Annotated in this window: 25 protein-coding genes and 3 pseudogenes; 8 read left to right on the top strand and 20 right to left on the bottom strand. The window is 34.5% G+C overall.

The features are described 5' to 3' along the window. Positions 1–21: 21 nt before the first annotated feature. Both TR08_RS04790 and helD read right to left on the bottom strand, forming a co-directional pair. Positions 22–444: a MaoC family dehydratase gene (locus TR08_RS04790; protein ID WP_045516177.1), complete on the bottom strand. Its 423-nt coding sequence runs from the start codon at positions 442–444 to the stop codon at positions 22–24. A 188-nt stretch (positions 445–632) separates the two neighbouring features. Continuing rightward, the gene (gene helD / locus TR08_RS04795; protein WP_045516178.1) at positions 633–2,942 is read right to left on the bottom strand and encodes an RNA polymerase recycling motor HelD; all 2,310 of its coding nucleotides are present in this window, start codon (positions 2,940–2,942) and stop codon (positions 633–635) included. A 792-nt stretch (positions 2,943–3,734) separates the two neighbouring features. Between helD and TR08_RS04800 the strand changes: the two genes are divergently transcribed. After that, positions 3,735–4,556, top strand: coding sequence for an EcsC family protein (locus TR08_RS04800; protein WP_045516179.1), 822 nt, complete (start codon positions 3,735–3,737; stop codon positions 4,554–4,556). 295 nt (positions 4,557–4,851) lie between these two features. Continuing rightward, positions 4,852–5,346, top strand: a complete 495-nt coding sequence (locus TR08_RS04805; protein ID WP_045516180.1) for a DinB family protein — start codon at positions 4,852–4,854, stop codon at positions 5,344–5,346. A gap of 380 nt (positions 5,347–5,726) precedes the next feature. Here TR08_RS04805 and TR08_RS04810 read toward each other — a convergent pair whose 3' ends face one another. Then, positions 5,727–6,818 carry a CotH kinase family protein gene (locus TR08_RS04810; protein WP_045516181.1) on the bottom strand — a complete coding sequence of 364 codons (1,092 nt, stop codon included), beginning with the start codon at positions 6,816–6,818 and terminating at the stop codon, positions 5,727–5,729. Between the two features lie 183 nt (positions 6,819–7,001). On the opposite strand from TR08_RS04810, the pseudogene TR08_RS33840 reads away from it, so the two are divergent. The 3 genes and pseudogenes from TR08_RS33840 to TR08_RS04820 all read left to right on the top strand — a co-directional run. After that, a pseudogene (locus tag TR08_RS33840) lies at positions 7,002–7,055 on the top strand (hypothetical protein); the annotation flags it as partial. Between the two features lie 10 nt (positions 7,056–7,065). Then, positions 7,066–7,317 carry a hypothetical protein gene (locus TR08_RS04815; RefSeq protein WP_045516182.1) on the top strand — a complete coding sequence of 84 codons (252 nt, stop codon included), beginning with the start codon at positions 7,066–7,068 and terminating at the stop codon, positions 7,315–7,317. A gap of 454 nt (positions 7,318–7,771) precedes the next feature. Then, a complete protein-coding gene (locus TR08_RS04820; RefSeq protein WP_045516184.1) occupies positions 7,772–7,954 on the top strand; it encodes a YolD-like family protein in 183 nt (60 codons plus the stop codon). A gap of 245 nt (positions 7,955–8,199) precedes the next feature. On the opposite strand, the gene TR08_RS04825 is transcribed toward TR08_RS04820, so the two are convergent. From TR08_RS04825 to TR08_RS04855, 7 genes and pseudogenes are all read right to left on the bottom strand, one after another. Then, positions 8,200–8,742, bottom strand: a complete 543-nt coding sequence (locus TR08_RS04825; protein WP_045516185.1) for a hypothetical protein — start codon at positions 8,740–8,742, stop codon at positions 8,200–8,202. A 317-nt stretch (positions 8,743–9,059) separates the two neighbouring features. After that, complete coding sequence (locus TR08_RS32380; protein WP_193747675.1) at positions 9,060–9,236, bottom strand: hypothetical protein; 177 nt, start codon at positions 9,234–9,236, stop codon at positions 9,060–9,062. A 536-nt stretch (positions 9,237–9,772) separates the two neighbouring features. Continuing rightward, a pseudogene (locus TR08_RS04835) lies at positions 9,773–10,150 on the bottom strand (enoyl-CoA hydratase). Between the two features lie 55 nt (positions 10,151–10,205). Beyond that, positions 10,206–10,649 (bottom strand): annotated as a pseudogene (locus TR08_RS04840) (helix-turn-helix domain-containing protein); the annotation flags it as partial. Continuing rightward, entirely contained in the window at positions 10,634–11,125 is a 492-nt protein-coding gene (locus TR08_RS04845; RefSeq protein ID WP_081954348.1) for a LysE family translocator, read from the bottom strand. The pseudogene TR08_RS04840 and the gene TR08_RS04845, both read right to left, overlap by 16 nt. Positions 11,126–11,231: 106 nt before the next feature. Further along, positions 11,232–12,215: an MBL fold metallo-hydrolase gene (locus TR08_RS30760; RefSeq protein ID WP_081954349.1), complete on the bottom strand. Its 984-nt coding sequence runs from the start codon at positions 12,213–12,215 to the stop codon at positions 11,232–11,234. 148 nt (positions 12,216–12,363) lie between these two features. Further along, positions 12,364–12,912: a GNAT family N-acetyltransferase gene (locus TR08_RS04855; protein WP_045516188.1), complete on the bottom strand. Its 549-nt coding sequence runs from the start codon at positions 12,910–12,912 to the stop codon at positions 12,364–12,366. A gap of 218 nt (positions 12,913–13,130) precedes the next feature. Here TR08_RS04855 and TR08_RS04860 point away from each other — a divergent pair, with 218 nt between their 5' ends. Continuing rightward, entirely contained in the window at positions 13,131–13,841 is a 711-nt protein-coding gene (locus TR08_RS04860; RefSeq protein ID WP_370576274.1) for a sulfite exporter TauE/SafE family protein, read from the top strand. Between the two features lie 55 nt (positions 13,842–13,896). On the opposite strand, the gene TR08_RS04865 is transcribed toward TR08_RS04860, so the two are convergent. Further along, positions 13,897–14,283, bottom strand: coding sequence for a GNAT family N-acetyltransferase (locus TR08_RS04865; protein WP_081954351.1), 387 nt, complete (start codon positions 14,281–14,283; stop codon positions 13,897–13,899). Positions 14,284–14,426: 143 nt separating this feature from the next. After that, positions 14,427–14,714 (bottom strand): putative quinol monooxygenase, encoded by a 288-nt coding sequence (locus TR08_RS04870; protein WP_045516192.1) that lies wholly within the window; start codon positions 14,712–14,714, stop codon positions 14,427–14,429. A 256-nt stretch (positions 14,715–14,970) separates the two neighbouring features. On the opposite strand from TR08_RS04870, the gene TR08_RS04875 reads away from it, so the two are divergent. Further along, entirely contained in the window at positions 14,971–15,963 is a 993-nt protein-coding gene (locus TR08_RS04875) for a potassium channel family protein (RefSeq protein ID WP_045516194.1), read from the top strand. A 297-nt stretch (positions 15,964–16,260) separates the two neighbouring features. Here the strand turns inward: TR08_RS04875 and TR08_RS04880 are convergent, their stop codons facing one another. The 8 genes from TR08_RS04880 to TR08_RS04915 form a co-directional block, all read right to left on the bottom strand. Continuing rightward, the gene (locus TR08_RS04880; protein WP_045516196.1) at positions 16,261–16,917 is read right to left on the bottom strand and encodes a potassium channel family protein; all 657 of its coding nucleotides are present in this window, start codon (positions 16,915–16,917) and stop codon (positions 16,261–16,263) included. 49 nt (positions 16,918–16,966) lie between these two features. Beyond that, complete coding sequence (locus tag TR08_RS04885; RefSeq protein ID WP_045516197.1) at positions 16,967–18,316, bottom strand: TrkH family potassium uptake protein; 1,350 nt, start codon at positions 18,314–18,316, stop codon at positions 16,967–16,969. Positions 18,317–18,463: 147 nt separating this feature from the next. Then, positions 18,464–20,041: a cation:proton antiporter gene (locus TR08_RS04890; RefSeq protein WP_045516199.1), complete on the bottom strand. Its 1,578-nt coding sequence runs from the start codon at positions 20,039–20,041 to the stop codon at positions 18,464–18,466. 374 nt (positions 20,042–20,415) lie between these two features. Beyond that, positions 20,416–20,898, bottom strand: coding sequence for a DinB family protein (locus tag TR08_RS04895; protein WP_045516239.1), 483 nt, complete (start codon positions 20,896–20,898; stop codon positions 20,416–20,418). 346 nt (positions 20,899–21,244) lie between these two features. Further along, entirely contained in the window at positions 21,245–22,159 is a 915-nt protein-coding gene (locus tag TR08_RS04900) for a VOC family protein (RefSeq protein ID WP_045516200.1), read from the bottom strand. A gap of 197 nt (positions 22,160–22,356) precedes the next feature. After that, on the bottom strand, positions 22,357–22,656 hold the full coding sequence (locus TR08_RS04905) for a hypothetical protein (protein WP_045516202.1): 300 nt from the start codon (positions 22,654–22,656) through the stop codon (positions 22,357–22,359). A gap of 277 nt (positions 22,657–22,933) precedes the next feature. Next, positions 22,934–23,608 carry a GntR family transcriptional regulator gene (locus TR08_RS04910; protein WP_045516204.1) on the bottom strand — a complete coding sequence of 225 codons (675 nt, stop codon included), beginning with the start codon at positions 23,606–23,608 and terminating at the stop codon, positions 22,934–22,936. A 246-nt stretch (positions 23,609–23,854) separates the two neighbouring features. Continuing rightward, positions 23,855–24,037 carry a hypothetical protein gene (locus TR08_RS04915; protein ID WP_045516206.1) on the bottom strand — a complete coding sequence of 61 codons (183 nt, stop codon included), beginning with the start codon at positions 24,035–24,037 and terminating at the stop codon, positions 23,855–23,857. A 256-nt stretch (positions 24,038–24,293) separates the two neighbouring features. Here TR08_RS04915 and TR08_RS04920 point away from each other — a divergent pair, with 256 nt between their 5' ends. After that, positions 24,294–24,530: a hypothetical protein gene (locus tag TR08_RS04920; protein WP_045516208.1), complete on the top strand. Its 237-nt coding sequence runs from the start codon at positions 24,294–24,296 to the stop codon at positions 24,528–24,530. Positions 24,531–24,663 lie beyond the last annotated feature (133 nt).

Below are 24,663 nucleotides of genomic sequence, written 5' to 3' on the forward strand. Positions count from 1 at the left end.
ATACCCTCACCCTTCAATTTATTATTTTGATACAAGTGCAGAAAGTTCAGCCTTTAATACCTGTTCACCATTATTGTTAAAAGTTGTAAGTAATAAAGTAACTTCACCAGACCCTTTTCTTTCTTCCTTTTTTATTACTTCAGTGGTGACATATAGGACATCCTCAGGAAACACTGGTTTGGTAAACTTAAGATTATCGACCCCTGTTCCAGCGATCACATCATCCCCAAATATCCCTGTTTCAACCCATAATTTAAAGGAAAGACTTAAGGTATGCAGCCCTGATGCGATAATTCCTTTGAATCTGCTCTGTTTCGCTTTTTCTTCATCAATATGCATGTATTGTGGGTCAAATTGGGCAGCAAATATAATAATTTCTTCCCTGCTGACCTTGTATGACGCTGTTTCAAACCTTTGCCCAATGGAAATCTCACCAAATTTCATCACATCACCTCATACTTTTATAAGTGCAAGTTTCGCGCCAACTTCAATACTCCTACCCTATCAACCTTTTCCCTTACACAAACAAAAAACCTGTAAAGCATTCTTAACAATTATGTTTAGAAAACTTTACAGGTTGTAAATCTATACAAGGCACCTTCCTTATAATGGAATGGTTCCACTTTTTTTGTTTACTTCGTTTCAAAATGGATTGAACTTGCTCTATTTAATAATAAGACTGATTGCGAACTCCCATATAAATACAACCTATGCATAGGTCTCGTCATGGCCACGTACAGCAATTTTATATCTAGTTCTTCTTCCGAGTAAGCTTCTTCCAAGGTAAGTATTAGTACTGCATCAAATTCCAACCCTTTTGAAAGGTGTGAAGGCAAGATCACAACGCTTCCCTTTTTCATATCTTGTTTTTCTTCTAACAACTGAATTGGAAGATTAGTATTTTCTAGCATTTTATGTATTCGTAAGCACTCGTTGTCGGTTCTTCCAATGATAGCAATCGAATTAAGTTCTTCCTCTTTGAGTAAATGAATATCGTGTTCAAGGATCTCTCTTACCTGCTGCAAATTGCTAGGGTCAATTTTCGTAAAACGTGGTTTGTCACCATGACGAATGACTGGTTCTACGATTGGCAAGTCCTTACCCATAATCGAAAGAATGTCATTAGCTAACTCCATAATCTCGACCGTCGTTCGATAGCTCTTTTGTAAAGCATGATAATTCGAATTCGGGAAAATCTCGGTAACTAATGGCTCCCAACTGTTTAATCCACGATAAGAATGAATCCCTTGAGCTAAATCACCAACAATCGTAAACAAGTCTGTTTCAAAGCCTACTTTTAATGCGGCAAATTGGAAATAGCTGTAGTCCTGAGCTTCATCAATGAAGACACTCTTCATTTTATAAGGTTCATCAATACCTTCTAGTTTCGCTTTCATATAAAATAGTGGAGCTAAATCCTCAAGCTCTAGCGCCTTTATATCAAAAATCTTTTGACTGTATCTACTTAACTTCTTGCATTCTTTCTCTGAAAGAGTACCTGAATACTTTTGTAAAAGTTCAGGAGAGGTCATCAGTTCCTTATATAATCTAAAAATATCTTTCCTTACAAACGGTTCCATATAATTTTTGATCGCTACCTTTGCCTCTTGCTCCACAGTTTGAATTCTTTTCGCTTTCATATCCATGATGGATACTACTTTTTCCTTTCTTTTATCTGATTCCAACCGGCTGCTATAAAGGGCCTTGTCTAAAGCGTCGTCATATTTAGTGTTAATTTTGGTTAGGATGATGGATTTTTTTATTCTTAAATCATTGGCCAATAAATTTTTTATTTTATCCAGTCTTTTATAGATTGGTAAGTATTGAAATTCCTTTAAAAATAGTCGATTAATTTTTTGTCCCCTCATCAGAAGCGATTTTTCAATGATAAAATCTTGTGAAGGTGCTAGTTTATGTTCAATATCTATTAAATAATTATCGATTAACTCTTTAAAATCCAGGGATCCTTTGTAACTTGAAACCCATTTTATCCATTTGGATTTTTCTTCCGCTTTCATCAGCTGCATTAATTTTGAATTAGGAGATAATAATTTTATTTTCTTCCCTAAACAATTTCTCATGAAATCAATATAGGTGGTTTGATTAATCTTGTTTACCCCTAGATCAGGCAGGACCGCGGAAATATAATCGATAAACAATCTATTTGGTGCAAGAATCATTAATTTTTCTGGAGGAAATCGATATCCAGAAGAGTAGAGAAAGTAGGATATTCGATGGAGCGCAATGGTAGTTTTTCCACTTCCAGCAGCTCCTTGAACGATGATGGGGTGTTTAAGTGAAGCTCGAATCACGTCATTTTGCTCATTTTGGATGGTCGCGACAATTTCGGTTAACCGATTGTCTGCTTTACCTGATAAGGATTTCTGCAGTAGTTCATCATGTGTGGTTAAATCGATATCTCTAATCTCTTTAAGTAATCCGTCCTCAATTTCGTACTGTCTCTTGAGAGATAAATAACCACTCTGGGTTTCCCCATAGGCATCATAAGTAACATCACCTAGCCGACCATCATAGTAAACATTTGCAATCGGAGACCGCCAATCGACAATAATGGGAATTTGATTCACACGGTCAAACAGTGAGGCTTTCCCAATGTATAGGATCTCTTCATTGATATCACCGCTACTTGTAAAATTAATTCTCGAAAAGTACGGTTTGCCGATAACGCTTGCTAATCTTTCTAATTCACTCTCGGCCAACTCTAAATACTGAGCATTTGTCAGAAGCGTCATGTAGCTTAAACTACTATCTGACGTATCAAGCTCAGCAAAGGCTTCTTTCAGATTCTCAACAAACTGTTCTTTATTTCCCTTCGATTGTTCCAAAACACTTTTAATATATTCCTTTGTAAATTCTAACCGCTCTATTTCTGATTGATAATCTTTATGCTCACGAACTGATTTTTGTTTTTTCGAGCTCATTCTCTTAAACCGTCACCTCTCCATATCATTTATAGTACTGTCGAACAAACACAAAAAGAAACATCTACAATCATTTTGCAGATGCTATCATTCACAATGGAGTTATATTTTACCATTTGGAAGGGGTTAATACAATATATTTATTGTTACTAGAATACGATTTCTTTCACCCTTTGAAATATAGCAGTACAATTAGGAAAATGATCAATCCGATTACGAAAATAGGACCAAGTCCCGTACTGTATACAATGTAAATTTTAATATGAAGAACCGCATGAACGATAAGAATTATCAGTAAGCAAAAAAGCAAAAAAATGGTTAATTGTACATTTCTATTCCTATTTCGATTCAAAGAATTTGCTCCCTTCTAGAAGCATACAGGGACCTACATGTACCACTACTTTCTTTTTTATATTAATATTTTACTTTTGCTTCAAATATTCCATCCTAAAACAAACCTTGTTTCTGCTAATAATGCTTCAACTAAAACACAGAAAAAATAGAACCTCCAAATTGAAGGTTCTACCTGTTTATTCTCCTATGAATGTCTTAATAAATTTATCTAATAAATCCTTTAAGATATTGATATAGTTCTTCTAATTCTTGTTCTTTTGCAACAATACAATTCGGATACTGTATTTATTTGTTGGTATGGAATTGTTCCAATCTAACTATTTTAAATTAATTAGGTGTTAGTTATTATTTTACATAACTTAATGTTGAAACTTGTTGGATGTTTTACCGTATACACATACAACCTATTTTTAAATAATGAAGATGGAGTGAAATGTTTTGATAAATATAGAATCAACAGATTATTTGAAAGAAGAATTGAAAAAGATTGAAGCCTGGGAAAAGGGACAGAAGGATTTATGGTTTTGGGAAAAGATTGGCCGTTTGCCATTCATGCTGCTTGATAAGCTAACACCAAAATTTATTCAAGATAAAATCGGCTTGGCAATCGATGAATTAGGGAACTACATCCAGAATGGAGGCCAATATTTAATCAAAGAAGAAAATATTCTAAAGAAGTTTGCGCCCCAGGATTCATCAGAAGATGAGATTCGCCTGGACTTCCTTGAACAGGTTCCTATTAGCAAAATGGATGAGGTTGCTGAGGAAATAAAAAATTCTAGAACAAAAATAGCGACTGTACAAGGGGCAACAACAGGGATCGGCGGGCTGTTTACGCTAGCGGTTGATATTCCTGTTCTATTAGGATTATCCCTTAAAGTATTACAAGAGATTTCTATATGCTATGGGTACGACCCTAATGAAAAATCTGAAAGAATTTTTATTGTTAAGTGTCTGCAATTTACATCATCCGATATAGTCGGAAAAAAAGCGATTTTAGAGGATCTTTCTTCGTTCAATCAAGGCAATCTGAACAATCAAATGATTTCTCAGTTGCAAGGATGGCGTGAAGTGGTTACTACTTATCGAGATTCATTTGGTTGGAAAAAGCTATTTCAAATGATCCCGATTGCTGGAATGATTTTTGGTGCGTTTATTAATCGCTCCTCCATCGGGGATGTTGCCGAGGCAGGAAAAATGTTATACCGAAAACGTAGAATCCTAGCGCGATTAAATCAAATAGAATCACTTCAAGAATAACCAAAGTAAAACAGGCCAGTGTGACATTTTCGGACACAAAAGAGACGTTCTTGAAAAGAACGTCTCTTAGATGGTTTTAGACAGTTGTTCTTTCTCAGTTAACACAACGTATGATAAACTAAGGTTATCAGAATTTTCCAAATAACGAAACGTTCATTATTCCGTTAAAGGGCCAGTTTAATTGAACAAGGAATTGGCATGATACCTTAATTAATGAGCTATCTACAACACGACGCAAATGAATTTTGACCAAAGGGATTATCTAGTAAAGGGATTAAATTGGAGGGAATAGAAAATGGATGTAAAAACACTTTTGTTACAGCAATGGGCAAGCTGCTTAGATGAAGAAGACTGGTTTCCACCACTTGAAAAAGTGCTAGAGGATATCACTTTTGAACAGGCAATTTGGAAACCAGCTGATGAAGCAATGAATTCCATTTGGGAATTAGTTTGTCATTTACTTTTCTATGAAAAGAGATTTCTGATGCGATTTCTTGGTGAAACAGCGAATGAACCACAGGCAGAAAATAATGAATCTACATTTCGATTACCAACTGAGACGTTAGAAAATTGGAAGGAAACAAAACAAGAATACTTTTATGTTCATCGTGAACTTGGAAAAATACTAGCAAAATCAGAACATGAAGATTTGTATAGACAGATTCCAGGAGAAGATAATTCATTAGTGCTTGAACTGAAGAGTTTAGCAATGCACGACGCATATCATATTGGGCAAATTGTATTCCTTAGTAAAATGCAAGGAGCTTGGGCAGGGAAACGCAGCTTTTAAAAAAGCTTCATTAGCTTTACAGTTATTCCATTATAGGGGGCTTTAATGGAATAAGAATGGGAACGTCAAAATCGGACGTTCCCATATTTTATACCTGAAAAACAACAATACTACTTAACAAAGCCATAATTTAAAAAGAATAGATTGTGTACTTAAACTAAAGGGTGCTTATATACAGTATGATTTTCTACCGTAAGGTCTCACGCCGAACGCTTTCAATGACTACATGAAAACAAAGTTTAAAGGTGCATTCTACAAGTTTTTTGAGAAATTATTGAGCTTATGCTGTATATACCTGCCCCCTTAGCCATCCATGAAGCGCAAAAATAGGCTTGTTTTTTCTTCTTTCACTCTGTTGTGGGGTGTCGCCTATTGTATAATTAATCTAATTTATATAATTGGTTTCTTATATACTTTGCCCTTGCTTCAATATATTGGCATATAAAATCCGGTTCTTTATCAAATAGGTGAATCTGTTCCTTTACATATGGGTCTTTTAGAACATAGGGCCTTATGAGCTCAAAAGTTTCCTGGATTTTAGGTTTCATACATTCTAAAGTAAACTGGTTACTTAAGATATCTTCTAATCGTTTTTTGTATTGGTTTCGAAATGTTTTCACATCAAGAATCCGTGCCGTCAATGTGTTATAGCCTTCAATTCTCACATAGTATTCTTCCATGACTTCTCCATTTATATCCCTTCCCCATGTAGCGTCATAATCCCAGGGAATGACTTCAAAAAGTCCCGTTTCTCCGTTCCGATATAACGCATAGTTATGAACGAATCCATCGTAATTCTGCGTGAAAATAACACCTGCGAGCCAGCAAAGATACTTTTCAACGTTAATATATTTTACAATCTCCTTTTCAAAGTCTACTCTTGGGATCGTATTGATTTTTATGATTAATTCATGTAAAGCATTTTCATCCTGAGCTGTCCCACATTTTCTCTCATATCCAAACTCAAGTGATTTCTTTATATCTTGATCAAGTTCACTCATTAACGAGAAGTTAGCGTCACCATCCACAGCATAAAATATTGATCCTTTTGGCAGTTTTTGATTCTCTAAAAAATACTCATCAACAGATTCTAATTCTAGATAAAGTCCCTCATTTTTCCCATTTATCATTAGGAAAACAAACTGGGATTTCGGGGATAAACATCCAATTTCCTTAAAAAAGTCTAAAGATAATTTATTTCTTATGAATGATGGATCCTTATATTCTGCATTTAAATGCCATTCTTTTGCGTTTCGAAAAGTAATGGGTTTGTGAAAAGCTATATGATACGACTTTTTACTAAAACCACGAATATGAGAGCCACGGTAAGCTAGATCGATGTTATAACTTTTTTTATTTACGGTTAGCTTTGCAGTAATTGGATCATCAACCCAAATATCCCTGCGTAGCTCGGAAAAATCCAAAGGATGAATAAAAAACTTATATTCAGGTAGTTTCTTAGCATGATCCACAGGTATCCTTCCCCTTTCTTTTTCCTATACTCATATGCAAAAAGGGGTTGTCTGGTTTTTTTTTTTGGTTCGGAGGCGATTGTCTATTACCAATCATGTACAAGCCACATAGTTTATTAGGGAAAAGAAACGTATTTAATATATATGTTTCGTTTAACTAACTATGAAATGGAGGTCAAGAGTATGTCGGATTTTTTCAATAATGATATACAAAGAGCTGTAGACAGTGCTAAATCAATGGGTTTAAGTGACTTCATGTTCCAGAGTCCATCAAGCTGCCGTTCTAGAAGCAGAAATACAAATAGACGCAATACATCTGATAATCGTCGTCGCACTAGCCGTCGTCGCTTCACTAGCCGTCGCCGCTTCACTAGCCGTGTCCGCTTCACTAGCCGTCGTCGGTGCACCAGCCGTCGTCGCTTCACTAGCCGTCGTCGCTTCACTAGCCGTCGTCGGTGCACCAGCCGTCGTAGATTTTGTCGGAACTGGGATGATTTAATGTTTGGAAATCGACGAAGACGTTGCTTTAGAAGGTTTTAAACTTTAAATCAAAGACATGGAATGATTATCATTCCATGTCTTTATTTGACTAGATCTTTTTGATCTGTCCAAAATGAAGTCGAATTTCATTTAGTTTAGTAACCGAATCTTTTAATTGTCCTTATTACTTAAGTTATGACACTGTTTATTTAGCGAAATCAAAAAAAACCGATTTCTAAGTTGGGGAATCGACCTAAAAACTTATTAAACTAACTCACCCGCTAGCACAAAATCAGTACTGCACCACAGAGAATGATAATGGATTCTCTTTCAGCAAATGTTCGTTTTAAGATATCCTTTTACAACTAAGATAATCTAACTTCATATATCTTTAACATCTTATTAATAAAATCTTAAAAAACATTATATATAATGTGATTGTGTTAAACATTACTTATTAGAGGAGGATATTTATGTATTTGAAAAAACTAACTGAGGATAAATTAATTACAATTGATTATTATACAAATAGGGCCCTACAAACGATTAAAGGGCGTGTTTACAGACTAAATCTAATTGAACAAATACTTTCACTAAAAGATGAAAAGCAAAAGTCATTAACAATCCGTTTATCTGGTATCAGACATATTTACTAACACCATCTTTGATTCACCTTTTTATTTACCAACCAAATCTATTTTTTTCACCACTTACCTTAGATCAAATGGATCAAGGTTTTTTATTTGGTTGTTAGGCGACTAAGTTCTATTCATTTAAACCCCATATATCGTAACCTCCCCTTTAATTTTTTAAATAATAAGCTATGCACCTTGTAGCTGTAAACTGGAACAATAAAAAAAGTAATAGCACAAGGATTTCTTGAGGCTACAACTTTCATAGATTACAGTTTTAAGTACGCATTAATAATATTATAAAATGCCGCCTTATTATCCACGCTGAAGAAGATCCTGGTAATACCCCGTTTCTGACCGAATAAAGCTTTAAATTCAATTGGCTGGTCTAACACTAATTCAAAGATTGGATCATCAAAGCTGAATAACGATAAATCGAAAACTTCTTTATTCTTCCTATCTTCCTGATAGAGGCTTCCACTCTTTAACTCTTTAATATTCTCTGTAGGTATTGTCACCCTTGACCTAATGCCGATTTTTAAAGAAAGTTCGTTATTTTTTATTATGATAGGATTCCTGATGACTGCTCTTAAATCTACGATTAGGAATACAATGACCGAGATTGATAGAATCAAATGAATCCAGTGGAGGATCGGACTCCATTTATATAAAAGATACGATACTCCCGCTGTTTCTAACACCATAACAGCCACCATCGCCCAGACAAATCCGATATACCCTGACTCTTTATGATACGTGAAAAGTATTCCCTCATTACCTTGATATCCTTCAAGTTCTGCTGCCTTTGCCATCACCAACATCCCCTATCTTCTATTTAAAACTTTTCTTATCTAAAAAATAAAAATTAATTAACATTTCAGAGCGTTAAATATTTAACTTAAATTAAGTATAATGCAAGTATTGTTTATTATCAACAAAAAAGCTAAAAATTCACAATTACGATTTATGGTAAATAATTTTTACTACTTCCCTTTTATTAAAGAGATGGAGACTTGAATTGTCTGAGAATGGATGATTTGTGATAAGCTGTAGAATCGCACCCGTTAGTGAACAAGAAAAAAAGCGATTCCTAAAATGAACCGCAATACACGATTGTTTAATTAGCTTGTTACTTTCCAAGTAATATACCATTTGTAACAACTCCAATTAACCCAGTAATGGCAAAAATATATGCTACAAATAATGGTGTCGAAGATAGAGATTCAGTAAATATCCTAAACATTCCAAAAGCAAAAATAAGTAAACTACATAAAAGTGTAATAATTGTTTGAGTTTTATTTTTCATTTTATAAGCCCCCAAAAAGTAAATAATTCCCACTTAAATGTTAACATAAATATATTTATGTGTTAACAATTACTTAAACTAAACAGACCCGTTACTTGAAGAAGCATTATCGTTGTTTCAGTAATGCCCCCTTTATTTGAAGAAGAATCTATATTTAACAGGGGATTTTTATTTAGGAAAATCATTATTTTTATTTTTGAAACCTTTTTTCACACCGAACCTACTCACACCAAAGTATATAATGAGAAATTGTAATGAATACTCTGTGAACGAATTTAATGAGAGTCCCCAAACAGAAAAAGTAATATCTACTATTAAAACTGAAATAAACGCAATAATGATAAAACTCACACAAACGAAAACAAATCTAAATAAACCCATTAGATTAGAACATCTCCTCAATTCATTCTCAATCTATTGTTTTAATTTTATTAATATTAACGCATCTCCTACTAACCTAAGCGTTACTTGAATAAGAAAATGCGATCCTTCTTTATTGAAGAAACGGCACTTTTAGCTTAATAAGAAATATAAGTTTATAATATTACTCCCGCAAAGTTTCCTCTCAATACTTGTTTCTCATTCTGGTTTGAGCATAGGAAGGATGCCAAAATTGATATTCTATTATTCTCTTCCTTTTCATACTTCTCGATCGTTACTTCACAAATTATTGTATCTCATGTAAAAACCGGTCTCAAAAACTCAAAATTCATAGAACGAGCCAGTACATTGTTATCTCCGCCAACTTTGGTTGGTAATGTAGCCGTCAACAACCCCTGAATGACAAGTCTTCCCTGCTCATCAGGATTTACATGATGAGAGCCTTCATCACCTGAAACCTTAATAAACAATTCAACATCTTCTCCAATGAAAGTCCGTTCAAATGTAATAATATCGCCTACTTTTAAAGACAATTTTATTCTCCTCCCATTATTTAAATCGAATTAATTATTAGAATAAAAACTCACCTTAATTTAAATGTGACATATATTCAAATGCTGTTGTTCCATATACGCTTTTAAATTGTTTATTTAAATGGGTTAAATCAACAAAACCACATTCAGCTACAGCTGAATAAATATCACCATTTTTTTCTATTAACTGCTTTGCACGTTCTATCTTGCAGTTAAGAAAGTATTGGTATGGTGAAATTCCAGTATGCGCTTTGAATAATCTGATAAACTGAAATTTCGATAAATTAAGCTCGTTACATATCTCGTCAAGTTTAAGTACATTTTCTAAGTTGGTATGAATCATATCCTTTACTTTTCTAATTAGACCGTTATCTTTCTTATAATCTGTAGAAAGATTTGTTTGAATTAGGCTATCTGTGAGGGATAAGAGTAATTCATTACACAAAGCCTCATCTTTTTCACTTAAAATTGCACTAGCAAGACTTAATATTCTTTCTTCAAAAGAACCCATGTAATAAATGCCAAAAATCCAATTAGAGTTATAGCTAAAACACTTATAGCCACCGCAGGCATTGCGGTATAGTGCGGCATAATAAAGCTAGGAATTACAGTCATTGTAAATAGCACTACCTTTGGATTTAAAAACTGCATAAGGAATCCTGACGTAAACGTACCAGATTGGTTTATAGTTGGATTTGATGTATCCATTTTGTAAATTTGATAAGCAAGATAGAACATATAAACACTACCGATTATCTGCATAACAATTAAAATTTTTGGTATTATCTCTATAAGCATAGAATTCAACATAGCTGAAATAACAAGTAATAAACCAAAAGCAATCGTTGCTCCATACGTATATTCCATTGCCTTTTTCGCACCAAAATTATGAACTGTTGATAATATGACGATATTGGTAGGTCCTGGTGTAAATGTAACTATAATACAGTAAATTAAAAATGATGTAATATTCATGAGGATAACTCCTTTCAGGTATCTCATGTAATTTTACATCTTAAAATTAAATAGCTTATAGTATATTATTGCAGAATGATATAAAACTCTCATCCTACCTTTTTGCTTATGTGAGAAGATCTTGAGGTTTCCAATCTCTTGGTTTAATATTCTTATCTATCCATTTCTTTTGTGGTGCTTGGTATGGGGTCGTTGCGATTAAATAATTATTATGCCAAATTGCTGCTCCGGAACGAATCATTTCATCGAGCAGGATTTGAATAAATTCTTCTGGCTGGAACTGGAAAGAGTAGCGTGCAAAATCTTGGAACCATCCGCACTTTAGGAGGTAGATATCGATTTCTTCTTTAGTCAATCCGTTTTTAATGATTAATGTGAATGAGAAAATCCTCTTGCATGCATGCCATGAAATTTTTTCTGGCATTTTGAGCCACTTTTCAAACCGTTCCCTTGCTGCATCAATGGCAGCCTGAGGATTCTCCATTTGAGGTCCATGTCCTGAATATGCCTGCCCGATCCGGAGCAGTGACAAACGATCCAAACTTTCTATCGATCGTTGGATAGATGAAACACCCTCTCGAAAGATATTTAACCATCCGATATCATTTTTGTGAAAGAGATCCCCACAAATTAATACCTCTTCTTCAGCTTCATATAAAGAAATATGCCCTAATGTATGTCCCGGTGTGTGCAAGACCTTCAAGGTTCTATTTCCTGTGTTAATCTCATCATTATCTGAGAGCTTTATATCGACTCGATACGGTTCTACAGGCTGATCTAACCATTCTGCACTACAAGCTTCAAGGTCACAAGAATTAATTAAATCGGCTTCCCATTTATGAGCAGCAATCGTAACACCATAATTTTTTTGAAAATGAAAATTGCCTCCTACATGGTCACTATGATAGTGCGTGTTCACAATAAGGTGTAATTCATCTGGTGAAACGCCTTCTTCTTTAATTAATTGCTCTGTATCTTTCGCCTCACTCCCAAAACCAGTATCAATAAGGATCGAGAGTTGATCTTTAATAAGGATCATGTTTGCACTTGGAAATTTTCTTTCAAAGAAAATAATACTCGATTTTTTCATAATTCCTCCTTGAATACACTGACTAAACAATTATGAGCGAATGTTCGTTCAATTATATTATATATAATTTACAGAATAATGGAAATAGAGTTATTGTTTCTTCGTTTTGAGTTACTACAGTTGGTTTTATTAACACGGTACTTTCACTCTAATTCATTACTTCATCTTTAAGAATGGAGTAAATATATAAATCATCGAATTTCCCGCATGTAAATTCATAATGTCTCAGCAAGCCCTCTCTAATAAAGCCTTGTCGCTCTACTAGTTTTTGTGAAGGAACATTTCCAGGTTCAATTAAAGCCTCGATTCTTTCAAGCTGAAAATTCTGAAAACCAACCTTTACAACAGCTTCCAATGCTTCATTAGCAATCCCTTTTCCCCAGTAATCCTTACTCAATTCAAATCCAACTTCAGCGCGATATTGTTTGGATTTCATATTCAGAAAACCACAACTTCCAATCACATTGCCCGAATCTTTAAGTGTTATTCCCCATCTAATTCCTGTACCTTCATCATATATGGATTGATACCAGCCAATTTCATCATATACGTCTTTCACTGTATGGAAAGGCTCTAACCCCATATGTTTGAGAACATCTTTATCAGATAGATAGGTAAACATATGTTCCGCATCCTCAGTTGTTACTTCTCTTAAAATTAATCTATTTGTTTCAATGACTGGAAATTCTTTTACCATTGTATTTCCTACCTCTCAAGTGCTTTCTATATGATTCTTTTCTTAATTTTACCATTTGCGAGTGGAAATGAACTACCATCATCTTTGGCGGATGTAAATCTCCTAAAAAACTAAATATAGAAAATAATCCTTTTCTGCTTTAAAATAATAAAGAGAATTTAAAAAAACTGAGGTGAGTTATCATTTTTGAATTAACCTACATCGAATGGATTGTCGTTATTTTAAGTACTGTACTTATTGGTTTTACAAAAACCGGAGTATCCAGCATGGGTATTCTTGTTGCCACGATTCTTATGTATGTATTTCCAGCAAAAGAATCTATAGGAATTCTTTTGCCAATGTTGGTAGTCGGTGACCTATTTGCCGTCATTTTTTATCGTCGAAGTGTGGTTTGGAAATATCTCATTTCATTAATTCCTTGGGTATTGATCGGAATCGTTATCGGTTATTTTGTTCTAAATCAAATAAACAGTGATCAGTTAAAGCCACTGATTGGTGTCATCGTATTAGCACTAATTATTTTGCATATCACTCGTGAAAGATTTGGAGAAAAGTTTACGAAGGCTCTGCCTAAGTCCTTATGGTTTACCCTCTCCATGGGAATCTTAGCAGGATTTACAACGATGATAGGAAATGCTGCAGGCGGCGTAATGGCCATCTATTTATTAATGAAAGGCTTGCCGAAAAAAGAGTTTGTTGGGACAGGGGCATGGTTTTTCATGTTCGTGAATTTGATTAAAATACCGTTTTATATCAGTTTAGGTTTAATTACGATTGATTCCATCACGTTTAATGCTTGGTTGATTCCTACTATAATAGTAGGAGCTGTTATCGGAATTAAAGTGGTGCCTCTCATACCGCAAAAAGCATTTCAAACACTTATTCTTGGATTTGCCCTCATAGGTGCATTAAGACTTATATTAGTTTAATAGTCTAAAAAAGTAACCATTCCAGTTGAGATGGTTACTTTTTTTAGTCCATTATTTATTTGGATGTCCATTCATATAGAATATCAGGTAAGTTTTCTTCGTTTTCATACCCTCTGCCAATGATATTAAATCCATGCTTTTCATAAAAGCCTTGTGCTTTCTTATTCACTTCAAATGTATGTAGTGTTAATCTCCCGGTTGAATGTTCTTTAGCTTCTTCTAGTAATGATTGACCTATACCAATTCCTTGAAAATCTAAATGAATATATAGCTGGCTTATTTCATTTTCATTATAGGCAATCATTCCAACTACTACTTCATCCACTAACGCTAAATATACTTGAAATTGATCTTGTAAGATATAATTTAAGAAATTAACGTGGTTTTCAAAGCTGTGAATTTCTTTCTGACCAAGTGCCTGCTCTTTGCTATTTCGCCACATTTCAACTGTTTGTTCCGCATACTTAGGGATATATTTTATTATTACTATATTGTTATGACCCACTACAATACCCCCAACCTGATTAAAGATAATAATTCTTTACCATTTCACCCATTACCCAGTTGGTTCTGGCACCTGTTGAATCATTCTACTTCTCTATAAATGTTAATTTCGGTACTTTCTCGTAGATACCTAAGTCCTGGAACAATTCTTTTGACATGTTCAGTTTTATTGTGTTGATTCAAAGCCTCTTCATCCACCCATTCTTCTAGCATAGTGATGATAGATGGATCATTGATATCTTGATGAAGCGCGTAGGTGATACATCCTTCTTCTTTTCTGGTTTCTGAAACTAATTCTCTAGCATGAACTAAATATTCTTCTACCTTTACACCTGGTTTCAATTTACCTTTTGCCACTACTTTTATCATTTCATTAACCCCTCTCGTTTTAAGAAAACCCACATATTCTATTTTGAACAATCCTCTCACAATTAACAACTTCTTTAATTAAAATAGTAAAAGCAGTGGATTTGTTTGACCTCCACTGCTTTATCTTCTTATATTCTATTGTCGTCGGATTTTTTGTATCATTTACTGTTGGACATGAATCTCAACCTATCTATTATGAATAAACTTAAATTCGGCAATAATGAGGATTGAATGAATTTTTTTGAGGTGGGAAAAGATGATCCAGCATTGGTTGGCTAAGTTTTTACGACTACCCGTTGTTGTAAGAATTTTTTTGTTAGCTTCATTCATTATGATAATCTTTGGATACATCATTCATTTAATAGAACCAAATAATTTCCCAACTGTTTTTGAAGGAATTTGGTGGGCAGTTGTTACAGCTGCTACTATTGGATATGGGGACTACGCTCCAGAAACATTTGCAGGAAGAATAACAGGAATTATACTTATGATAGTAGGGATTGCTATTGTCTCTTCTTATTTTGTCAGCTTGGCTACAGTAGCTGTAACAATGCAAGCAGCCTATATTGAAGGGAAACTCATTTTTAAGGGGAATCAACACATGATAATAATCGGATGGAATGAACGATCTAGAGAACTGATTTCTTCCATGTCTAAAAAGAATCCATCAAAGAAAGTAGTTCTAATTGATGAAACATTGGAAACTATGCCAACGGAAGACAAAAATGTACATTTTATTAAGGGCCGTGCAAATCTAGATGACATTTTATTAAAAGCAAACATTCATGAAGCACAATGTGTAGTGATAACTGCTGATCAAAATAAGAACGAGTTGTATGCTGACATGAATACGATCATTACCTTGTTAGCGATAAAAGGAACTCACCCAACTATACGTTGCATCGCAGAAATTCTTACCTCTGAACAAGTGGAAAATGCACGGAGAGCAGGAGCAGATGAGATTATCCAATCCAATATCCTAACAAGCTCCCTAATGGTTAACAGTCTAGAATCTCATTCAACGATGGCTTCCATATTGAATTTAATCCGTAATTCTGATAACCACCACCTCTTAGCCTGTGAACCTGTTGATGGGCTAGTGGGAAAACAATTTTATGAGGCATGTAATCTTTTTTTCAAAAAAAATAAATTGTTGGTTGGAATCAAAAGAGGAGAGAAAACTCATGTTAATCCTCCACAAGAATTTGTTATTCAACAGGATGACCTTGCTGTTGTAATCACCGAATAGTTCAATAAAAAAAGCCTACTTTATTCATCCAAAGGATGTTAATAAAGTGGGCTTCTGTTTTATTTTTTCAAATGAAAAGGTACAGTAGTAATAATCACTTTCTCCGATAAAGAAAGAAAGACTTAATCAATAAGCTTGATTGATTATGGAGAATATTGTAATATCCGCAAAATCGTAAGAAGCTCCTTTCCTAACACATTCTGCAAACTGGGACACAATCTTTAATCTAATCCAATCTCTTTTTTTAAAATTCAAATTTCTTATTGACACGACTTTTATGTCAATTGATTCATTAAATTATTTTATCTGTGCAAAATCATTCAAATCTTCCCGATGCCCAATCATTACTAACTTATCACCATTTTGAACAGTCTGATCGGGAGAAGGAGAAATAATCAAACTTTCATTACGGACTATTGCAATGGCATTTACATTATATTTTGCTCGTAAATCAAGCTCCCGCAAACTTTTTCTCTCCATACTTAGAGGAATTATTATTTCTTCAATATTGTATTCTTTTGACAGTTCTATATAGTTCAACACATTCGGTGAGAGAAGCTGATGCGCAACACGTTCCCCCATATCTCTTTCTGGATATATTACCCAATCAGCTCCTACTTTTTCTAACACCTGACCATGACGTTTATTTAGGGCTTTGGCAATTACTTCTTTAACCCCTAACTCCTTCAAAAGCATGACAGTTAAGATACTAGCTTGCATATCATTACCGATCGCAACAATAACATAATCAAAATTACGAATACCAACTGATTTTAGAGATTCTTCTTCAGTAGAATCAAGTACTACTGCGTGAGTAACCGATACTTTACCCTCATCAACACGTTCATTATTAATATCAATCCCCATCACTTCTTGTCCTGCTTCATATAATTTAGCCGCTATACTTGTTCCGAATCGCCCTAATCCAATAACAGCGTAACTTTGTTTTGTCATATTATATTGTTCACTCCTACGGAAAAAATTTACCATCTAAATAATTCCACTAGCCGATTAATATTTTTTCTTCAGCATATCTTACTTTGGCTTCTCTTCGAGTATTTAAAAGTGCAAAAGCCATAGTTAAAGGTCCAAGCCTTCCAATAAACATCATGATGGTAATCAAGACTCTTCCGAAAGGCGAAAGTTCGGGTGTGAAATTTGCAGACAAACCTACTGTACCAAAGGCGGAAATAGTTTCAAATAAAAGTTTGCTCATATCAGCACTCTCAGTAAGGGTTAATAAAAAGAATATTAGAAAGATAAAAAACATTCCTGCTACAACAATCGATAATGATTTATTTACCAATTCCCACGAAATTCTTCGTTTAAAAATATTCACTTCATTCCGATTTGTTACCACTGCCCAAAAAGCAAAAAGAATAATGGCAAAGGTTGTTACCTTAATACCTCCACCAGTAGATCCTGAAGAGGCACCAATAAACATCAATGCCATCATGAAAACAAGGGAAGCTAGGTTCATGGCTCCAATATCGATCGTATTAAATCCCGCAGTCCGTGTTACAACACCTTGAAAGTAGGATGCCCATAACTTATCTCCAAACTTTAAACTTCCTATAGTAGCAGGATTATTATATTCTGAAATCAAAATGATTAAAGGTCCTACTATGATAAGTATTAGTGAAATAAGCAGTGCAATTTTAGAATGAAGGGATAATTTTCGAATGGATCTTTTATGAAAGAGATCGAGAATTACAGTAAAACCAATACCCCCAGTGATAAAAAGGAGAGTAACCATTAAATTTACAGTAGGATCACCTACCCATTTACTAAGATTGTCAGGTTCAAGACTAAACCCAGCATTATTAAAGGCAGAAATAGAGTGGAATATCCCATAGTAAATGGCTTTCCCCAACGGCATTTCAAATGACCAACGAATGGCCAACGTTGTAGCTCCAATTAGTTCAACCATAATAGTAATGAGGATGATCCGTTTCACAAGGTTGACTACCCCTGAAAGAGAAAATACATTTAATGAATCTTGCAGTAATAAGCGTTCCTTTAGTCCAATCTTTTTACCTAAGATAATAAACATAAAAATACCCGTGGTCATAAATCCCCAGCCGCCAATTTGAATCAAACAGAGAAGAACAATTTCACCAAATAACGTAAAGGTTGTTCCTGTATCAACTACTGCCAAACCTGTAACACAGACTGCTGAAGTTGCTTCAAATAACGCATCAACGAAGCTAAGTCCACGTCCCTTTTCATATGTAGCTATTGGTAACATAAAAAGAAAAGTACCCAATAGAATTAGACTGCCGAAACCGATAACAAGTATTTGGGCTGGATGCAAGCTAACTAAGTTCCCTTTTCTTTTAAACAAGTCCACAATATTGACTCTCCCTTAACTATCTATAATTTAATGCAATTGTTATTTTTTGAAATAAAATATCCCGCATAAAAATACATTGAAACGCTTTATTTTTATGGTTCACCCTTTGGTCAATGTTTATGAATTCATTAAAAAAACATATAATTATTAATGTAACTCTTCTAAATTTACTATTTTGTCCGTAATTTGGTTGTGTTCGTGCTCAGCTACTTCATTAGAGATAATATCTTCTTTGTTTAATTTTTCAATAGCTTCATGTTGTGCGTATAATGCATGTTTTTGTAAGATGGATTGTTGTTTTTCTTTTAGACTGGGATACTTCTCAAAAAGTTTCTCTATTTTATTCTGTAATACTGATAGATCTTGTTCGTATTGGTTGATTACATCTTTTGCTACTGTTTCGGTAATGAACAAATTTCTACTAACTGTGTGTATTTCTTTTAAAGCTGTTTCTAATCTATGTCCCCGTGCAATAAGTTCTTCATATTCCTTAAACCCTTCTTCTTTTTTATTAATTCCTAAGATGGCTAATAACGGCTTTATAGAAAGTCCTTGAAATACTAATGAGAACAATACCACACTAAACGCTATAATTAAGATTTCCTCTCGTCCTGTAAAATCACGAGGGAGACTTAAAACGAGAGCAATCGATAATGATCCTTTCAAACCTCCCCAATTAATAACGTGCTTCCAGCTAGTTGGGAAATTTTTGGTGAATAATAAACTTGTATATACTGATATGCTTCTTGCAATAAGCACGATTAAAATGGCAAGAAAAATATAGCCCCATTTATCTGTTAAGGTAATCCTAGTTATTTCCAAGCCCACCATTAGAAAGACAATTGAGTTGGCTAGCAGTGCAGTAACTTCCCAAAAATTATTAATATTTAACTTAGTCGTCGGGCTCATTCCAATTCGAGCTCCGTAATTTCCAAAAATCAGGGCAGCCACAACAACGGCAATGACACCTGAAGCATGTACCACTTCAGACAATATGAATGAACCGTAAAATAGAATAATACTAAAGATAATCTCTAACGGGTAATCGTCAAAATAACTGGTTAATTTAGAGAAACTATAGCCAAGTACACCACCAATGATGAGCCCAAGTGAGATTACCTTAATAAATTCCCATAATCCATATCCTGCACCCACAACTCCAAGATCAATGTAAGTAAGTAAATAAAAGGCGGAAATTTTAAATAGGACGACCGCAAGTCCATCATTAAATAAACTTTCTCCTTCAATAACAATTGCCAGCCTTTTGTTTACCCCGACGCTTTTAAAAATTGAAATAACGCTCACAGGGTCAGTGGCACTCATTAAAGCAGCAAAAACAAACGCTGTAGGAATCGAAAAATCTAAAAGCCAAATCGTAGAAAAACCGACAATGAGAAAAGATAAAAGAGTTGCTCCAAAAGCAAGGGCTAGAATGGGCTCTTTATTCTCTTTTAAATGGGAATAGGGTAGCTTTAAAGCCGCTTCACCTAATAATGCTGGCAAGAACAGCGTAATAATAACAAAGTTGAAAACTTCACCTTCTGTAATAAAATCCTTTAATGACTCTAAAGCTGGAATGTTTACAAGACCAATTATAGTCCCAACAATTACTAATGCAATTGGGTAAGGTTGCTTTAACTTTTTTGCGATGGCCGTAATACCAGCTGCAATCATGACTAATATAAGTCCAAGTTCGAAAATATGGTGTATATCTAGGTCTTGCACTTTTTATATAACCTCCTTTAAGTTCCTAGTATTCCTAATGAGAGGTTTTAGTATAATTTATTTTTCGATTAAAACAACAAAGGCAACATTGCTACAGTTAATGGTGCCTGCCTTTTACATACTGAGTCAGTATGATTTTTGTGTATTTATTAAATATAAACTGTAGCTTATTAAACTATCCCTTCCGTCAGAGTTCAATAACCAAAAAGGATCGCCGCAGCGATCCCCATCTTAAGCTCTTGCCCACCTTTACTTTAAGTACAATACTTCACAATCTGCTTCGTTAATGAGTCCAAAAAAGGCGATGCTTTCTTAAAAGCATCGCACCCCTTAGTTTAAGCATGTACTAGTCTAACTTTTATTTATTCATATTCTCATGCATCTATTTTCCAGCTATTTTGCAACTTCCGGATATAAATGATCTGACCAATATGATATGCGTTATGAGTTGACACATTTCCGAGTATTGCCCACCATTTCACGTGTTCAGGAAAACCATTAACTTTACTCTCAACTTTTTCTTCAGATAATAACTCTTGCCAACCTAAAAGCACCTCTAATAGTTGTTTTTTTAAGTCAGCAAATGTATCATTTTCAGGAATAATAAAGCTTTTATTATTATTTCCTATGGAAGGCACAGCATCAACATGAGATTTTTGGTACCTTGTTTGCCATGTTTGATTCCAATAAAGTAGATGCTGCACAATTTCAGCAATACTATTACTCTCTTCGTTTGGTTTCCAAAATGCTTGTTTCTCAGACAATCTTTCTACTGAATCTGAAAATGGTAGGTACCAACTAGGGTCATTCGCATTTGCCAACAACTGATCCGATAAAACATCTTTTGCATGAACTATAACCAACACTCCTTAATTTAATATATTGTTTTTTCTAAATCTCTAAACAATGTCATCTTATTATTTTCTACATACTATATTGATTGTCCTGTTCTTTTTAAACTAAATCGACCCGTTTGTTGAGCTTATTTTTTTGCTTTATTATAAAAATACCATTTTATTTTCCAAAACAAAAAGGACCAATTTGGTCCCAGTATCGAATTTCAACAAAAGCCCCAGATAGTACAATAACATTTTTATGTAAATTATTATTCATCAAGGGAAAATTTAGTTTCATTTAAGCATTTCTCTGAACTCTTCCGTCATTTGTTCGACTAACTCAAATCTTCCGCAGGCTGTATTCTCATTATCCCTTGTATGCTTTCTGTAATTCCACAAGATCAAATTTCTTCATTTTAAGAAATGCTTTCGTTAGGCGCGCAAGTTGCTCCGGTGTGCCCTTGCTCATCATCTCGTCCATCTCACTTGGCACAATCTGCCATGATACGCCAAACTTATCTTTCAGCCAGCCGCATTGCTCTGCTTCAGGAACGGCAGAGAGCCTTTCCCAGTAGTGATCAATCTCTTCTTGCGTGTCACAATACACCATAAATGAGATTGCCTCGTTAAAATTGAATTTATGATCGTGCGCGCTATCCATTGCAGCAAACCACTGATTTTCTAGGCTGAAATCAGAGAACATGATGGTTCCTTCTTTATCAGGTTCCATGCCATTTGGGTAGCGGGCGATATGTCCCTGCTTTGCGTTCTCAAATACTGATAAATAAAAATGAATCGCCTCTTCTGCGTTGCCGCATTTATCTCCGACAAACAAAAGTGACGGCACAATTGCAGGTCGCTCTTCACCTGCTGGATTGGTAAGAATTAACTGCCAGGACAATCCATATTTATCCTGAATCCAGCCATACCTCTCACTGAACGGATACTTATCAAGTGGCATTAACGCTGTGCCACCTTCGGACAATTTGTTCCAAACCTCATTAATTTTTTCACTCGCGTCTTTTACTCGTGATGGGTCAAAATTAACGATGAAGGACACCGATGGATTGATCTTGAAATAAGGCCCTGCGCTGATTGCCATGAACTTCTGCCCCCAAAGCTCAAAAGAGACTATATCGGAGTCGCCTGATGGTGTGTCATGGATTGTTGTTACATCCGTAATTTTTGAGTCTGGGAATATGGAAGCATAAAACTCGGCTGCTTCTTTTGCCTCCTTGTCATACCATAGATGCGGAACGATTTTTTGATTTGTTTTTGACATAGTTCTTCCTCCTTAATTTTTTATTCAACAAGAATGTGACCAAAATTCCAGTGTATAGAAATTAGTTATCATTCAAATTTATTTTACCATTTTCTTTCTGTTTTAATTTCTTATAGTTTGCTGAATGCATCTGCTCACTTTTATTGAAGTATTCTGAACCGTTAGTACAACAACATATCTCCACCATACTCTACTTCTTAATCAAAACGTTCTGTATCAAATCCATCCATAATATCCTCTAATTCTGTAAGAAAATTTAGTTGTACAGGAGCAGGGATTTGCTCCAGCCATTTTTTTATTTCAGGTAACTCCTCCGCCTCATCTATATTCGTTGGCTTTGGATGAAGAGTTGCCCACCATTTCTTCAATTCATCGATAAATTCATAAAAGTAGCGTTCAAATCTTTCTGCCCATTCCGGCCCTTCATCACCAGAAGTCTTTTGCATCATACTCCAGGCTTCCATCGCTGTTTCGAAGTACTCATCAATCATCTTCATGTGGATCTCCTTTCTAATACTGTAATATTCTTTCATTCTCTCATTGTAACAGTAGAAAGCTATGGTTCGGTACTAATGACTTACCAATGCCTCGAAATTTGTTTTGGGGAAATCGAGATATCTGTTCAAAATGAACCATATAAACAAAATCCTAAATCTAGTCCAATTGTAGCGATGAGTGTCGCAAAGGTTTTAAAAAACTTAACATCTTCCATCGTTATCGGAGTTTAAATGTTAAGGAGAAAGAGCTAAAGTTAGCTCTTTCTCCTTAACATGTTTATTTTTTTTCTCCCTTTTTAACAGATTCAATGTATGCCTTTCTAGAATTTTCAATATGAATTTTTGTTAGAAATTCTGCCATTTCTGTTTCTTGATTCACAATGGCTTCCATAATTTTTATATGCTCTTCCATGGACTGTTCTGCTCTTCCCGTTTTTTTATATCCCAGTTTTGCAAAGGCTTTTATATAATCTGATAAACCACTTAGAATTTCATAGAGTTTAGTATTCTTTGCAGAACTGTATAATAAATGATTCATTTCAAAGTGTAAGTCTGAGTAATCAGATTCCCTTTTATCCTGCAAGCAGGCTTTTACTTTATTAATACAGGCAATAAATTTACTTTTTGTTTCATCGTCTAACTTTTGGACAGCCAATTTTGCTGCCAATACTTCCAGGGATGAAAGAATCGTAAACACCTCAATAATTTCCTTTTCAGAGATATCGGCGACAATAACACCTTTTCTAGGTACGGTTTTAACAAACCCTTGTGATTCTAAGCGAAATAAAGCTTCACGAATAGGCGTTCGACTAATGTTTAATCTTTCTGCCAGTTCCCTTTCCACTAATCGATCGCCAGCTTTGAATTCCCCTTCTAAAATTAGATCTTTAATGTGGATATAAACCCTCTCTCGAATCGAGATTAGATTATCCTCCGTCCAGTTACTTACCATTTTTTCTCCCTCTTTCTACTCGGTATACTTTATACCAATAATAACGTATCATTTTTCATAACCCCTACTTTGGTAATAAAATCATTCCTGAGGTATTTGTCCGTGAAATTTCAAATTTCTAGATTAGTATTACAAAGGAATTTGTTATGATTCTAAGGTAATTTTAATTGAATTATTTAAAAATTTCATAGAAAAAATTTATTTTTAGTAAGAATTTTTTGATTTTTGATGACCACTTTGAATGAATTAAAATAATTGCCTAAAGTAATCCTTCAGTTCTTTTTCAGTAAGAATAATTTTGCCGTCTAAATTCTTGGTTTGTAAAACGAACTCTTTTACACCAATAAATTCCGATTCAGATATAACAAAGAAAGTGGTTCCTTTCTTATGAATATCTCTATAATCTTTAATTAATTTATATCTTTTCATAAAAATACCTCAATCTGTGTGATTGATTGTAATTTTACAACTCGTTTATGAATCATTCAACAAAAGAAAGAGCAGATGCCGACTGCTCTTTCTCAAAAATCAAACTGTCCGCCTGAGGTGGACAGTGTCCACGGGCGGTGCCTGTCACCGTTCTTTACTCGCCTATTTTTTGCCTCTTTTATTGTATTTGTAATACAAGCTCCCCTTTGTCCGCATAGTATAATTTTGAACTACCATAGTCAGGAGGTGAATCGCTATGAGTAATTGTCATTCTTGCTGTGGCATTTTGGGACTTTTCCTTGGATTTTTAACAGGTGTAGTATGGTTCCTGCTTTCGACTTTAAATGTTATTACTGGCTTCTTTACATTACTTGGTCTAGGCAGTCTTGGAGGTATTTTAAACATCCTTATTGCATTGATTGGTTTCCTTGTTTTTATTGTATTCGGTCTACTCATATTCAAGAAAGCTTGGCGCTGTTACCATAAAAAGTAACGTGTAAGCTTTCACCAATAATCATTTAATATGCAGTCTCTTTATAAGTGGGCACTGAAAAACTTACGTTTTTAGAAATGTAAGCATGGTCTAGACAAAAAAACGGCAATTTCTTGTTCGATTTTGAACAAGA

This window comes from Neobacillus niacini, assembly GCF_000759675.1.
Lineage (GTDB): Bacteria > Bacillota > Bacilli > Bacillales > Cytobacillaceae > Neobacillus > Neobacillus niacini_A.